Origin of the sequence: Bradyrhizobium sp. 35, from assembly GCF_023073215.1 — a bacterium.
GTDB lineage: Bacteria > Pseudomonadota > Alphaproteobacteria > Rhizobiales > Xanthobacteraceae > Bradyrhizobium > Bradyrhizobium canariense_D.
Map to the genome: position 1 here is coordinate 203,369 of NZ_JADPJC010000053.1, position 13,580 is coordinate 216,948.

The following is a 13,580-nucleotide window of genomic DNA, read 5'->3' on the forward strand; positions in this document are numbered from 1 at the left end:
CCGGATGTCGCTTCGCTCATCCGGGCTACAGAGTTATTGTGTTGCCCCGACTGACACCACGAACTCCGTCATTGCGAGCGCAGCGAAGCAATCCAGACTGCCTCGGCGGCAAGACTCTGAATTGCTTCGCTGCGCTCGCAATGACGAGAGGAGAGACAATGGCCAAAGCCGCAGCCGCCGCAGGTATAGCCACCGGCCAGTGCCTCTGCGGCAGGGTTACCTTCGAGATCGACGTTCCCGCACGCTGGGCCTGGCACGATCACTCCGCCGCCAGCCGTCGCGCCCACGGCGCCGCCGATGCAACCTATGTCGGAAGCTGGAAGAAGCGGTTTCGCATCACCGCAGGTAAGACGGCGCTGACGCGCTACGAGGACAAGGCAACGAAGACCGCGCGCAGCTTCTGCGCGCATTGCGGCACGCCGATCGCATATGAGCGCCCGCGCGGGCCGCATATGGTCAACATCCCCCGTGCGCTGTTTAGGGAACGCACCGGCCGCCAGCCGCTCTATCACATCGCGATCGAAGAGCTGCAGGAATGGACCTATACCGGCGAGCCGCTGGTGCCGCTGAAAGGCTTTCCCGGTGTGGTCTGGCAGCGCTCGAAAAAAAAGAAGCGGGCGAGCGGCGAGGATCCGTTCGAGTTGGGGCGCGAGGAGATGTAGCGCTGTCCCACGCAACGCAGCCATGACCGCGCTTCCTTGCGCGCCTCCCGCGATTTCGGCCATCATGCTTTTTGCCTTGCGGCAACGTCCGCCTCTGGAGGAAACATGAAGAACAAGATCACCGGCCGCTCCGCCTTTCTCGCGTTGCTCAAGGACGAGGGCATCACGCATCTGTTCGGCAATCCCGGCACCACCGAGCTGCCGATCATGCATGCGCTGAAGGATCACCCTGACCTCGCCTATGTGATGGCGATGCAGGAGAGCCTGGTGGTGGCGATCGCGGATGGCTATAGCCGCGCCTCCGGAAAGCTGGTCGCCTGCAACGTCCATGTCGCGCCCGGCCTCGGCAACGCGATGGGCTCGCTCTACAACGCCCAGTTCACGGGCACGCCGATGATCCTGACCGCGGGCCAGCAGGAGCAGGGCCACGGACTGATGGAGCCGGTGCTGTATGGGCCGCTGGTGCGCATGGCCGAGCCGCTGGTGAAATGGGCGGTCGAGGTGACGCGGCTCGAGGATCTGCCGCGCATCGTGCGCCGCGCCGCAAAAGTCGCAACCACCCCGCCGACCGGGCCGGTGTTCATTTCATTGCCCGGCGATATCCTCAACAGCGAGGCAGGGATCGATCTCGGTCGCTCCACCCGCATTGACGCTCGCACAAGACCATCGGATGAGGCACTGAAGGCGTTCGCCGCCCGACTGCTCAGGGCCGAGCGTCCCGTGATCGTCACCATGGACGAAGTGGTCAAGAGCGATGCGCTGATGGAGGCCGCCGAACTCGCAGAACTACTCGGCGCGGCTGCCTACCAATCCTCGACGCCCTATGGCTCGCACTTCCTCTCGGAGAGCCCGAGCTTCGTCGGCACGCTGGCACGTGTCCAGAAAGTCGCGCGCGACACGCTTGCGCCCTTCGACCTCTTGATCGCGCTCGGCGGCGATCCCTTGCGGATGTCGGTCTACAGCGAGGTCGACGCGCTGCCGGAGGGCCTTGGCATCGTGCAGATCGGCCTCGGCGATTGGGAGATCGCCAAGAACTACGGGGCTGAGATCGCGCTGAAGGCGGATTTGAAGGAAACGCTGCGCGCGCTGATCCCGGTGTTGAAGGAGATGGGCGGCGCTGCCCTGGCGAGCCGCGCGAAGCAACGGCTGACCGAACTCGCGCCGAGGAACTGGACCGCGCGGCGCACCGCGCTGGTCGAGCAGATCGGCAAGGCCGCGGACCGCAGCCCCATCGATCCGGACTGGCTGGTGCTGCAAATGGTCGAGGCCATGCCCGCTAATGCCATCCTCGTGGACGAAGGCCTCACCTCGAGCCGCCAGATCACGGCCTTGCGTGCGCACCGCGATCGCTTCGGCTATCACGGCCTTGCCTCCGGCGGCATCGGCTGGGGCCTGCCGGCCTCCGTCGGCGCCAGCATCGCCAATCCCGATCGCCCGGTGGTCTGCTTCTCCGGCGACGGCAGCGCGATGTATTCGATCCAGTCGCTGTGGACAGCGGCGCATCACAAGCTGCCGCTCAATGTGGTCATTGCCAACAATGGCGGCTACCGCATCATCAAGCAGCGCCTGCTCGCCTTCCACGGCGACGACAATTACGTCGGCATGGATTTTGTCGATCCGCCGGTGGATTTCGCGGGCGTGGCTAAGGCGCTGGGATGTGAGGCAATCAAAGTCAGCGATCCCCGAGAGTTGAAGGCGACGCTGGCGTCGGCGTTTGGCCGGCCGGGGACGAAACTGATCGAGGTGATGGTGGACGGGAAGCTGTAGGGCAGCGTCACCTGCGGCATTGGTGCCGCCACATTATCAGTCGTGATCACCCGCGAAGGCGGCTGATCCAGTATTCCAGAGCCGGCGGTGATTGAGTCGAGACGCTGCGGCGTACTGGATGTCCCGGTCAAGCCGGGGCATGACAGCGTACCTAGCGGCGCTACCCCTTTCTCCCCACTCTGAACCCTGCCGCCGGATGCGGCGCACCTAGCCGCGCCCGCCCCTCGCCGAACAGCTTCTCGCGTAGCGTGCCCTGCGCGTACTCCGCCTTGTACCGCCCGCGTCGCGTCAGCTCCGGCACCAGCATGTCGGCGATGTCCTCGAAATCGCCGGGTGAGATCGCGAAGGCGACGTTGAGGCCGTCGACATCGGTCGCCTCGAACCACGCCTCGATCTTGTCCGCGACCATTTCCGGCGTGCCGACCACGACGGGACCTGCGCCGCCGACGCCGACATGCTCGATGACGTCGCGCACGGTCCAGACGCGATCGGGATCGGCGCGGGTGACGTTATCGAGTGCGCTGCGGCCGGCATCGTTCTGAACATGGCGCACCTGCTGATCGAGCTCGTAGCCGGAGAAGTCGATTCCGGTCCATCCCGACATCAGCGCCAGCGCGCCTTCCGGGCTGATGTGGCGGCGATAGTCGGCATATTTTTCGTTCGCTTCGGCTTCCGTCCGCCCGAGGATGATCGTCATCATCGAGAACATCAGGATTTCCGCCGGATTGCGGCCGAACGCGGCGGCCTCCTGACGGATCGCCGATACGCGCGGCGCGATCACCTTGGCTGACGGCCCCGACATGAACACGCATTCGGCGTGCCGTGCCGCGAACTGCCGTCCGCGCGGCGAGGTGCCGGCCTGATACAGCACGGGCGTCCGCTGCGGCGACGGTTCGCTCAGGTGGATGGTGTTGTTGATGCGGTAGTTCGCGCCCTCGTGGTTGACGCGATGGACCTTTGTGGGATCGGTGAAGATGCCGCGCGTGCGGTCGCGCAGCACGGCGTCGTCCTCCCAACTCCCTTCCCAGAGCTTGTAGACGACCTCCATATATTCGTCCGCGATCTCGTAGCGGTCGTCGTGCCCGATCTGCTTGTCCTTGCCGGCGCCGCGCGCGGCGCTGTCGAGATAGCCGGTGACGACGTTCCAGCCGATACGCCCCTCGGTGAGATGATCGAGCGTCGACATCCGCCGCGCGAACGGATAGGGCGGCTCGAAGGAGAGATTGCTGGTGACGCCGAAGCCGAGATTCTGCGTCACGGCGGCCATTGCCGACAGCAGCAGCAGCGGATCGTTCGAGGGCGACTGGGCTGCGTTGCGCAAGGCTGCGTCAGGACTGTTGCCGTAGACGTCATAGACGCCGAGCACGTCGGCCAGGAACAGTCCGTCGAAACGGCCGCGCTCCAGCGTTCTGGCAAGATCGATCCAATAGGGCAGGCGGTTATATTCGGCAGCGCGGTCGCGCGGATGGGTCCACAAGCCCGGTGATTGGTGCGCGACGCAATTCATCGCAAATGCATTGAGCCTGATCTGCTTGGCCATGATGGTCCCCCGGCGCCCTGTACCGGGCGCTCTTCGAATGATAGAGCTGCGCCCGAACTTGGCGAAGTTCTTGCATATAGCGCGACGTTGGCAAGGCCAAAATCAGCGGCGCTGCCGCGCTTGGCAAGCCAATCTCAAGAGAGCAAGAACGAAATCCCAAGACTATCGAAGTCCCCGCCACTTTCGGAGGCCTGCCCGTATCGGGTATGCTCCTTCGCCTCGCAACCTAAAAAAGAAAATAATGACCAGAGCCGATGCCATCGCCCGCGCCCGTGACGATTTTGAATCGGGCGCGTTCCTCGCCGAACTCGACCGCCGCGTCGCCTACCAGACCGAGAGCCAGAATCCGAACCGGAGCGTCGAGCTGCGCGCCTATCTGGAACAGGAGATGGTGCCCGCTTTTGCCGCGCTCGATTTCGAAAGCCGGATGATCGAATCTCCCAGCGGCAAGGCGCCGTTCCTGTTCGCCGAACGCCGCGAAAGTGAGACGGCGCCGACCGTGCTGATCTACGGCCATGGCGACGTCGTTGACGGGATGGAAGGCGAGTGGCGCGACGGCCGCGATCCCTGGCGCACCACGGTTTCGGGCACGCGTCTCTACGGTCGCGGCACCGCCGACAACAAGGGCCAGCACAGCATCAACATGGCGGCACTCCGCGCGGTGCGCGAGGCCCGCGGCGGCAAGCTCGGCTTCAACGCCAAGTTCATCCTCGAGATGGGCGAGGAGATCGGCTCGCCGGATCTCGGCAAGGTCTGCGATCTCAATCGCGATGCGCTCAAGGCCGATCTGTTCGTGGCCTCCGACGGGCCGCGCCTGTCCGCCGACCGTCCGACCCTATTCCTCGGCTGCCGTGGCGGCATCCGCATTCATCTCGATGTGAACCTTCGCGACGGCGGCCATCACTCCGGCAATTGGGGCGGTGTGCTCGCCAACCCAGCGACCATTCTGGTCAACGCGATCTCGACGCTGGTCGACGGCCACGGCCGCCTTCAGCTGGACGCGCTGAAGCCGCCGCGCCTCACCAACCAGATCCGCAGCTATCTTGCGGACGTGCAGGTGGTGCCGACCGAGGACGAGCCGGCGTTGGCCGAGAACTGGGGCGAGGAGGGTCTTTCGGCGGCCGAGCGGCTCTATGCCTGGAACACGCTCGAAGTGCTGGCGATGTCGTCGGGAAACATCGAGAAGCCGGCCAACGCCATTCCCGGCCACGCCAATGCCGTGCTGCAACTGCGCTTCGTGGTCGGCACCAAGGTCGACGGCCTGATCGAAGCCGTCCGTGCGCATCTGGTCGAAAGGGGTTTTCCGATGGTCGAAGTGCGGGCCGCACAGAGCTTCGCGGCATCGCGCACCGATTTCGACAGCCCCTGGATCGCATGGGCGGCGAATTCGGTGAAGGAGACCACCGGCAAAGTGCCGGCGGTGCTGCCGAATTTCGGCGGCTCGCTGCCCAATGACGTGTTTTCCGAGATATTGGGCCTGCCGACGATCTGGGTGCCGCACTCCTATCCCGGCTGCTCCCAGCATGCGCCCAATGAGCACATCCTGCTGCCATTGACCGAAGAGGCCTTGACGGTGATGGCCGGCCTGTTCTGGGATCTCGGGGAATTGCCAAGCCCGCTAACAAGCCCGCTAACGCGCCCGCCGGCCTGAGCCGTTAACCGGAGCCGCGATCCAGCCAAAAGTCACATTCTATTCCAACCCAATTTGTGCTTGCATCCCGCCGGCATCATCCTGAAAGGGGACCAAAACGTGAAACATTTCCGTAGCATCGGCCTCGCGCTCGCCGCGACCTTCGCCGTCGGCCAGGCCGGGGCCGAGGAGCTGACCGGCACGCTCAAGAACATCAAGGACACCGGCGCCATTACGCTCGGCTTCCGCGACTCCTCGATCCCGTTCTCTTATCTCGACGACAACCAGAAGCCCATCGGCTACGCGATGGACATCTGCTACAAGATCGTCGACGCCGTGAAGAAGGAGCTCAAGCTCGACAAGCTCGAGGTCAAGCTCAATCCGGTGACCTCGGCGACCCGGATCCCGCTGATGGCGAACGGCACCATCGATCTCGAATGCGGCTCGACCACCAACAATGCCGAGCGCCAGAAGCAGGTTGCCTTCACCAACACCCATTATTTGACCGCCAGCCGCTACGTCTTCAAGAAGTCGAGTGGCCTGAAGGCGATTGACGACCTCAAGGGAAAATCGGTGGTTTCCACTGCCGGCACCACCAACATCAAACAGCTCACCGAGGCCAATGTTGCAAAAAGCCTCGGCGCAAACATCATTCCGGCCAAGGACCACGCCGAGGCCTTCCTGATGGTCGAGACCGACCGTGCGGTCGCCTTCGTGATGGATGATATCCTGCTCGCGAGCCTCGTTGCCGGCTCGAAGTCGCCCGATGACTACGTCATCTCCAAGGACGCGTTCTCCAAGCCTGAGCCCTACGGCATCATGCTGCGCAAGGACGACGCGGCCTTCAAGAAGGTCGTCGACGCGGCGACCGCTGCGCTCTACACCTCCGGCGAGGGCCAGAAGATCTACGACAAGTGGTTCACGCAGAAGATCCCGCCGAAGGGCCTCAATCTCAACACGCCGATCTCGGCCGAGCTGAAGAACGAGTTTGCCAAGCCGACGGACTCGCCAAACCCGGACGATTATAAGTAAGCTATAACCTCGATCTTTCGATCGGGATCGTGTCCGGCCATCTTGACTCCAGGATGGCCGGACATTTGCATAGGCGCCAGGACATCGATGACTGGCGCGTTCGCGCGGGGGACACGTGAACTACAACTGGAACTGGGGAATCTTTTTCCAGCCGAACCCGATGGGGACCGGCACCTATCTCGACATGCTGTTGTCGGGCCTGGTGCTGACCCTCAAGACGGGTGCGCTCGCCTGGATCATCGCGCTGATCACCGGATCGATCGTCGGCGTGATGCGCACACTGCCGTCGAAGGGAGCGTACTGGTTCGGCTTTGCCTATGTTGAATTCTTCCGCAATATGCCGCTGCTGGTGCAGCTCTTCCTGTGGTTTTTCGTGCTGCCGGAAGTGTTGCCAAGGTCCGCGGGATTGTGGCTGAAACAACTGCCGAACGCGCCGTTCTGGACGGCCGCGATTGGCATCGGGTTCTTCATGTCGGCGCGCGTCGCCGTGCAGTTGCAGGCCGGCATCGGATCGCTGCCGCGCGGGCAGAAGATGGCGGCGACCGCACTCGGCCTGACGACCCTGCAGGCTTATCGCTACATCCTGCTGCCGATGGCTTTTCGCATCATCCTGCCGCCGCTGACGTCCGAGTTCCTCAACACCATCAAGAACACGGCTGTGGCCATCACCATTGGTTTGCTCGAACTGACCGGCCAGGCGCGCTCGATGCAGGAATTCTCGTTCCAGGTGTTCGAGGCCTTCACCGCTGCGACCATCCTCTATCTCCTCGTCAACGCCGTCGTCGTGACCGCGATGCGCTTCCTCGAGCGCTGGGTCGCGATCCCCGGCTACATCACGGGGAAGTAGCGCCATGTTCAGCAATTTTGATTTCGGGGTCATCATCCGCACGCTGCCCTATCTATTCTATGAGGGCATGACGTTCACGCTGATGCTGACCGGGCTTGCTGCACTCGGCGGCCTCGTCTTCGGCACGGCGATCGCGCTGATGCGGCTGTCCGGCTACAAGGTGCTGGGCCGCATCGCGGGCGTCTATGTCGACTTCATGCGCTCGCTGCCGCTGGTGCTGGTGATCTTCTGGTTCTACTTCCTGGTGCCCTATATCGGGCAATGGGTAACTGGCGCGTCGCGTCCGATCAGTGTCGGCGCGTTCGCGTCCTCGCTCATCACCTTCATCATGTTCGAGGCCGCGTACTTCTCCGAGATCATGCGTGCCGGCATCCAGTCGATCTCGCGCGGCCAGCCGGCCGCAGCCAACGCGCTCGGCCTGACCTACGCCCAGACCATGCGCTACGTCGTTCTGCCGCAGGCCTTCCGCAACATGCTGCCGGTCCTGATCACGCAGACCATCGTGCTGTTCCAGGACACCTCACTGGTCTATGTGCTGTCGATCACCGATTTCCTCGGTGCGGCTAGCAAGGTCGCGCAGCGCGACGGCCGTCTGGTCGAAATGTATCTATTCGCAGCGATCGTCTACTTCACCATCTCCTGTATCGCGTCCTTCGGCGTTCGCCGCCTGCAGGCGCGCATCGCCATCATTCGATAGAGTTTGCCATGATCGAGATCAGCCACGTCGACAAATGGTACAGCCCGGCCTTCCAGGTGCTGACCGACTGCACCACCAGCGTCGCCAAGGGCGAGGTGGTCGTGGTCTGCGGTCCGTCGGGATCAGGCAAGTCGACGCTGATAAAATGCGTCAACGCGCTGGAGCCATTCCAGAAAGGCGACATCAGCGTCGATGGCACTAAGGTCAACGACCCCAGGACCAATCTGCCCAAGCTGCGCGCGCGTGTCGGCATGGTTTTTCAGCACTTCGAGCTGTTTCCGCATCTGAAGATCATTGATAATCTCTGCCTCGCGCAGCAGAAGGTGCTCGACCGGTCGCGCGACAAGGCGGTGGCGAAAGGCATGCAGCTGCTGGAGCGGGTCGGCCTGAAGGAACAGGCGCAAAAATTTCCCGCGAACCTGTCCGGCGGCCAGCAGCAGCGCGTGGCGATCGCCCGCGCGCTCGCGATGGATCCCATCGTCATGCTGTTCGACGAGCCGACCTCGGCGCTCGACCCCGAAATGGTGAGCGAGGTGCTCGACGTCATGGTAGACCTCGCCCATGAGGGCATGACCATGATGGTCGTGACGCACGAGATGGGCTTTGCCCGCAAGGTCGCCAACCGCGTGATCTTCATGGACCGCGGCGAGATCGTCGAGGACGCCCCGAAGGACGATTTCTTCGGCAAGCCCCGCAGCGACCGCGCGCAGAAGTTCTTGTCGAAGATTCTGTCGCATTGATCCCACTGTCATTCCGCGACGTGCCTCCTGGCGCCGGTCGGGAATGACGGGTTGAGGGTTTCGTGGCACCGACAAATCCCTTATACCAGCGGGTAATCCCTATTCCCGCCAGGAGACCTGCCTTGGATCCGATCGCCTATGTCAACGGCTCATTCGTCCCGCTTTCGGACGCCAAAATTTCGGTCCTCGATCGCGGCTTCCTGTTCGCCGACGGCATCTATGAGGTCTCGGCCGTGCTCGACGGCAAGTTGGTCGACAATGCCTCGCATCTGGCGCGGCTGGAGCGCTCGGTCGGCGAGATCAAGCTGAGGCTCCCGGAGACGGTCGAGCGCATCACCGAGATCCAGCAGGAGCTGATTGCACGCAACAAGGTCGAGAACGGCCTCGTCTATCTCCAGGTCACCCGCGGCGCCGACAAGGGCCGCGACTTCGCCTTCCCCAAGGGCGACGTCAAGTCGAGCCTGGTGATGTTCACGTCGGAGAAGGACATCATCAACGCCGCCTCGGCCAAGACCGGCATCAATGTGATCACCGTGCCCGACATCCGCTGGGAGCGGCGTGACATCAAGAGCGTAGCATTGCTGGCGCAAGTGCTGGCAAAGCAGGCCGCGGCCGAAGCCGGTGCGGGCGAAGCCTGGATGCTGGAAGACGGTTACGTCACCGAAGGCGGTTCGTCTTCAGCGTTCATCCTGACCCAGGACGACGTCATCGTGACCCGCAAGAACTCCAACGCGATCCTGCCGGGCTGCACCCGCAAGGCGGTGGTGGCGCTGGCGGAAGAGCGTCAGCTCCGCGTCGAAGAGCGTTCCTTCACGGTCGCCGAGGCGCTCGCCGCCAAGGAAGCCTTCGCCACCTCGGCGTCGCTGTTCGTCCAGCCGGTGGTTGCGATCGACGGCAAGAAGGTCGGCGACGGCAAGCCCGGCCCGATCGCCATGCGGCTGCGCGAGATCTACGTGGAGTTCGCGAAGGCGACGGCGGTTTAAGCTACCTACCGCCGTCATCGCCCGGCTTGACCGGGCGATCCAGTACTCCGTGACGGGAGTGCTGGACTCGAGAAGCCGCGGCGTACTGGATGCCCCGGTTAAGCCGGGGCATGACAGGCGAATGTATTGAGGCAGTTTGGCCTCCACACATCAGCACCTCACGCCACCGATGCCTTCACCTTCACCGGATGAACCGCACGGAACGCGATCGCGATTCGGTTCCAGGCATTGATGGCGCCGATCAGCATGGTCAGGTTCACCGTCTCCGCGTCGGAGAATTGCGGGCGGACCTGCTCGTAGACGTCATCAGGCGCGTGCGTCTCGGAGATCAGCGTCACTGATTCCGTCCAGGCCAGCGCCGCGCGCTCGCGGTCGGTGTAGAGCGGTGATTCGCGCCAGGCGTTGAGCAGATAGATGCGCTGCTCGGTCTCGCCGCGCTTGCGGGCGTCCTCGGTGTGCATGTTGATGCAGAAGGCGCAGCCGTTGATCTGTGACGCCCGGATCTTGACGAGCTCGATCAACGATTTCTCAAGGCCCGTCGACTGGATCTGCTCTTCCAGTGCCATCAGCGCCTTCATCGTGTCGGGTGCGGCCTGGTAGAAATTCATGCGGGGTTTCATGGTCGTTCTCCTTGCTGGCTGGGTTGACGTCAGTGGGCGCCGCCGGCCGAGGCGTGGCCGGCCTTCTTCAGGAAGAGGGTGGCGATCAGCGCGACGATCAGGGCCACGCCGAGCAGATAAAAGGTGTCGCTGAAGGCGAGGATATAGGCCTGCTTCTGCACGATATGGCCGATCGCAACATAGGCGCGATGCAACGCGTCCGCCCGATCGAGAATGCCGTGATTGACGAAGTATTGGGTGAGCTGTTCCAGCCGCGTCCGCGTCGCCTGCTCGAACAGCGAGACTGACTGCATCAGCACGTTGGAGTGATACTGCTCGCGCTTGGTCAGCAGGGTCTGCAACAGCGCGATGCCGACGGCGCCGCCGAGGTTGCGCATCATGTTGAACAGGCCGGAGGCCGAGCCCGCGTTCTCCGGTTCGATGCCTGAGGTCGCCACCGCAGACAGCGGCGCCATTACCAGCGCCTGGCCGATCGCACGAACCACATTGGGCCAGAGCAATTGATCGGCGGCATAGTTGCCGGTCATGTAGATGTTCATAAAGTTGGAGGCCGCGAACAGGACGAAGCCGACGCCGATGATGAGCCGCGCATCGAGCTTCTGCATCAACCGCGGGACCAGCGGGATCAGCACCAGCTGCGGCAGGCCGGTCCAAGCCAGCACCATGCCGATCTGCTCGGCATTGTAGCCCTGGATGCGGGCCAGATATTGCGGCAGGATGAACACCGAGCCGTAGAGCGCGATTCCCAGCAGGAAATTCGCGAGCATGCCGAAGCCGAAATTGCGGCGGACCAGCAGACGCAGGTTCAGGAGCGGCTTCTTCACGGTGAGCTCGATGATCAGGAAGGCGCTCAGCGCCACGGCCGCGATGACGGACAGCTTGACGATGAAGGGCGAGCCGAACCAGTCGTCTTTGTTGCCTTCCTCGAGCACGGTCTGCAGCGCCGACAATCCGATCGCCATGGTGATGATGCCGGCCCAGTCGCCGTCGCGCAGCAACGACAGCTTCATGGGCTTTGCATCGAGCGCGTACCAGAGCATGCCGACCATGATCGTGCCGGGGACAACGTTGACATAGAAGATGTACTGCCAGCCAAAATTCTCGGTGAGATAGCCGCCGATGGTCGGGCCGATCGCGGGCGCGAACGTCGCCGACAGCGCGAACAGCGCAAGGCCCACGGGTTGCTTGGCGCGCGGCAGCAATGTGATGATGAGTGTGAACGCCATCGGAATCAGCACGCCGCCGGTAAACCCTTGCACCGCCCGCAGCACGATCATCTGCGGCAGGTCTTGCGCCAACGCACAGGCGGCTGACAGGACCAGGAACAGGACCGCATTGGTGAGGAGATAGATGCGGATCGAGAACACCTGCGCCAGCCAGCCGGACAGCGGGATCACCACGATCTCCGCGATCAGATAGGAGGTCGAGATCCAGCCGCCGTCATCAATGCCGGCGCCGATCGCGCCCTGGATATCGGCGAGTGAGGCATTGACGATCTGGATGTTCAGCACCGCCATGAAGGCGCCGAGCGTCGCGCCGATCACGGCGATCCAGGTCTTGGTCGAGACGGCGGGCGTTGCGGGGGCCGCGACGGGAGCGGGGATATCGGCCGTGGTATTAACGGTCGGTTGGAGCGTGCTCATGGAAGCCTCGTCTCGGTTACGGAGACAGGATGGATCAGGCAGTTCGTTTCGATAATCGACCAAGTTTGGGAAGGATCATCCGGTAGGACTTGATAGTCCCGCCGGACCTTTCCGGCTTCAACCGCCGTTCGGACGGGCCGCGTTGTCGGCGAGATGCTTCGCCGTCTCACGCTCGGCCAGCACGGTCTGCTTGGTGTCGACGGTCGGCACCGCGGACATGCCGGGGCGCAGCAGGCCGGTCAGGCTGTGGTCGTCGAGCACGATCTTCACCGGCACCCGTTGCACGATCTTGGTGAAATTGCCGGTGGCGTTGTCGGGCGGCAGCAATGCGAATTCAAGGCCGCTCGCCGGCGACAGGCTGTCGACATGGCCGCGCAGGGTCTGGTTGCGGAAACTGTCGACGTGCAGCTCGACCGGCTGGCCGGCGCGGACATGTGTGAGCTGCGTCTCCTTGAAATTCGCCACGACATAGACCGCATCGAGCGGCACCACCGCCATCAATTGCGTGCCGGCCTGCACGAACTGTCCCACGCGCAGTGAGCGGGCGCCGACCGTTCCGTCGACCGGCGCGGTAATCTCGGTGTAGGAGAGATTGAGCGTCGCCTGCTCCGCGACCGCACGCGCATGTTCGAGCTGGGCAGTAGCCTGCGCGCGCTGGGTCGTGAGCACGTCGACCTTGCGTTGCGCGGCCACGAGGCCCGACCTGGCATGTTGCAGTTGCGCGTTGCTGGCGCGCAACGCGGCGTCAGTCTGTTGCGCGCGCTGAATCGTGCCGGAGCCCGACTTCATCAGGTCGTCGTAGCGGGCGCGCTCCTCCTGCGCAAATTTCAGATTCGCGTCCGCAGCAGCGACATCGGCTGTGCTCTGCTCGATGATCGGCTGCTGGAGTTCGAGCTGGGCGTCGAGGTTCCGCACTGCCGCTTCCGCCGCAGCGACATCGGCGCGGGCCTGATTGAGCGCCGCCTTGAAGTCGCGGTCGTCGATCTTCGCCAGCAGCTGGCCCGCTTTGACCTTTTCGTTGTCGCTGACCAGCACCTTGGCGATGTAGCCCGAGACCTTTGGCGCGATGATCGTGGAGTCGGCCTTCACATAGGCGTCGTCGGTTGTCTCGAGATAACGGCCGTTGACCCAGTAGTCGTGTCCGTAATGGACAACCGCAGCCGTGCCCGCAAGGAACGCGAGCGCCAGCGCCGCCCGCCGGACCGTATTCCGGGCGGGACCACGCACCGGCGCCGTCGGGGTAGCTTGCGGTATTTCAGTCGCTTGCTGAAAGTTTTTGGTGCGGGGCATCTCGGACATGGCAGTCTCCTTCGGCTGACCCAGACTATCGGTCTTCCTCGTCCGATCGATAATCAGCGAAATGCCGAAAGGATTATCCGCTGACAGTGGATAGTCCCGGGATCTCGCCTTGGCCCGTAT

12 protein-coding genes are annotated in these 13,580 nt (G+C 63.4%); 8 read left to right on the forward strand and 4 right to left on the reverse strand.

What is annotated here, in order from left to right; all coding sequences use genetic code 11:
- Positions 1–158 precede the first annotated feature (158 nt).
- Both IVB36_RS11300 and IVB36_RS11305 read left to right on the forward strand, forming a co-directional pair.
- Positions 159–662 (forward strand): GFA family protein, encoded by a 504-nt coding sequence (locus IVB36_RS11300; RefSeq protein ID WP_247391499.1) that lies wholly within the window; start codon positions 159–161, stop codon positions 660–662.
- A 105-nt stretch (positions 663–767) separates the two neighbouring features.
- Complete coding sequence (locus tag IVB36_RS11305) at positions 768–2,429, forward strand: thiamine pyrophosphate-binding protein (RefSeq protein WP_018453377.1); 1,662 nt, start codon at positions 768–770, stop codon at positions 2,427–2,429.
- Between the two features lie 160 nt (positions 2,430–2,589).
- Here the strand turns inward: IVB36_RS11305 and IVB36_RS11310 are convergent, their stop codons facing one another.
- On the reverse strand, positions 2,590–3,969 hold the full coding sequence (locus IVB36_RS11310; protein ID WP_247391501.1) for an LLM class flavin-dependent oxidoreductase: 1,380 nt from the start codon (positions 3,967–3,969) through the stop codon (positions 2,590–2,592).
- 241 nt (positions 3,970–4,210) lie between these two features.
- On the opposite strand from IVB36_RS11310, the gene IVB36_RS11315 reads away from it, so the two are divergent.
- The 6 genes from IVB36_RS11315 to IVB36_RS11340 all read left to right on the forward strand — a co-directional run bounded on the left by IVB36_RS11315 (position 4,211) and on the right by IVB36_RS11340 (position 9,898).
- Positions 4,211–5,620 carry a M20 family metallopeptidase gene (locus IVB36_RS11315; RefSeq protein ID WP_018453379.1) on the forward strand — a complete coding sequence of 470 codons (1,410 nt, stop codon included), beginning with the start codon at positions 4,211–4,213 and terminating at the stop codon, positions 5,618–5,620.
- A gap of 99 nt (positions 5,621–5,719) precedes the next feature.
- Complete coding sequence (locus tag IVB36_RS11320; protein WP_026232521.1) at positions 5,720–6,631, forward strand: amino acid ABC transporter substrate-binding protein; 912 nt, start codon at positions 5,720–5,722, stop codon at positions 6,629–6,631.
- Between the two features lie 115 nt (positions 6,632–6,746).
- Positions 6,747–7,478 carry an amino acid ABC transporter permease gene (locus IVB36_RS11325; protein ID WP_026232522.1) on the forward strand — a complete coding sequence of 244 codons (732 nt, stop codon included), beginning with the start codon at positions 6,747–6,749 and terminating at the stop codon, positions 7,476–7,478.
- 4 nt (positions 7,479–7,482) lie between these two features.
- Positions 7,483–8,175 carry an ABC transporter permease subunit gene (locus IVB36_RS11330; RefSeq protein ID WP_018453382.1) on the forward strand — a complete coding sequence of 231 codons (693 nt, stop codon included), beginning with the start codon at positions 7,483–7,485 and terminating at the stop codon, positions 8,173–8,175.
- A gap of 8 nt (positions 8,176–8,183) precedes the next feature.
- Positions 8,184–8,915 (forward strand): amino acid ABC transporter ATP-binding protein, encoded by a 732-nt coding sequence (locus IVB36_RS11335; RefSeq protein ID WP_018453383.1) that lies wholly within the window; start codon positions 8,184–8,186, stop codon positions 8,913–8,915.
- Between the two features lie 122 nt (positions 8,916–9,037).
- Entirely contained in the window at positions 9,038–9,898 is an 861-nt protein-coding gene (locus tag IVB36_RS11340; RefSeq protein WP_018453384.1) for a D-amino-acid transaminase, read from the forward strand.
- 158 nt (positions 9,899–10,056) lie between these two features.
- On the opposite strand, the gene IVB36_RS11345 is transcribed toward IVB36_RS11340, so the two are convergent.
- The 3 genes from IVB36_RS11345 to IVB36_RS11355 form a co-directional block, all read right to left on the reverse strand.
- Positions 10,057–10,518: a carboxymuconolactone decarboxylase family protein gene (locus tag IVB36_RS11345; RefSeq protein WP_026232523.1), complete on the reverse strand. Its 462-nt coding sequence runs from the start codon at positions 10,516–10,518 to the stop codon at positions 10,057–10,059.
- 29 nt (positions 10,519–10,547) lie between these two features.
- Positions 10,548–12,161 (reverse strand): MDR family MFS transporter, encoded by a 1,614-nt coding sequence (locus IVB36_RS11350; protein ID WP_018453386.1) that lies wholly within the window; start codon positions 12,159–12,161, stop codon positions 10,548–10,550.
- A gap of 117 nt (positions 12,162–12,278) precedes the next feature.
- Positions 12,279–13,460 (reverse strand): HlyD family secretion protein, encoded by a 1,182-nt coding sequence (locus IVB36_RS11355; RefSeq protein WP_247299327.1) that lies wholly within the window; start codon positions 13,458–13,460, stop codon positions 12,279–12,281.
- Between the last annotated feature and the right edge of the window lie 120 nt (positions 13,461–13,580).

Excerpts from the sequence above, each read along its gene's own strand:
- IVB36_RS11300 (WP_247391499.1), top strand. The coding sequence starts at position 159 with ATGGCCAAAGCCGCAGCCGCCGCAGGTATAGCCACCGGCCAGTGCCTC.
- IVB36_RS11305 (WP_018453377.1), top strand. The coding sequence starts at position 768 with ATGAAGAACAAGATCACCGGCCGCTCCGCCTTTCTCGCGTTGCTCAAG.
- IVB36_RS11310 (WP_247391501.1), bottom strand. The coding sequence starts at position 3,969 with ATGGCCAAGCAGATCAGGCTCAATGCATTTGCGATGAATTGCGTCGCG.
- IVB36_RS11315 (WP_018453379.1), top strand. The coding sequence starts at position 4,211 with ATGACCAGAGCCGATGCCATCGCCCGCGCCCGTGACGATTTTGAATCG.
- IVB36_RS11330 (WP_018453382.1), top strand. The coding sequence starts at position 7,483 with ATGTTCAGCAATTTTGATTTCGGGGTCATCATCCGCACGCTGCCCTAT.
- IVB36_RS11335 (WP_018453383.1), top strand. The coding sequence starts at position 8,184 with ATGATCGAGATCAGCCACGTCGACAAATGGTACAGCCCGGCCTTCCAG.
- IVB36_RS11345 (WP_026232523.1), bottom strand. The coding sequence starts at position 10,518 with ATGAAACCCCGCATGAATTTCTACCAGGCCGCACCCGACACGATGAAG.
- IVB36_RS11350 (WP_018453386.1), bottom strand. The coding sequence starts at position 12,161 with ATGAGCACGCTCCAACCGACCGTTAATACCACGGCCGATATCCCCGCT.
- IVB36_RS11355 (WP_247299327.1), bottom strand. The coding sequence starts at position 13,460 with ATGTCCGAGATGCCCCGCACCAAAAACTTTCAGCAAGCGACTGAAATA.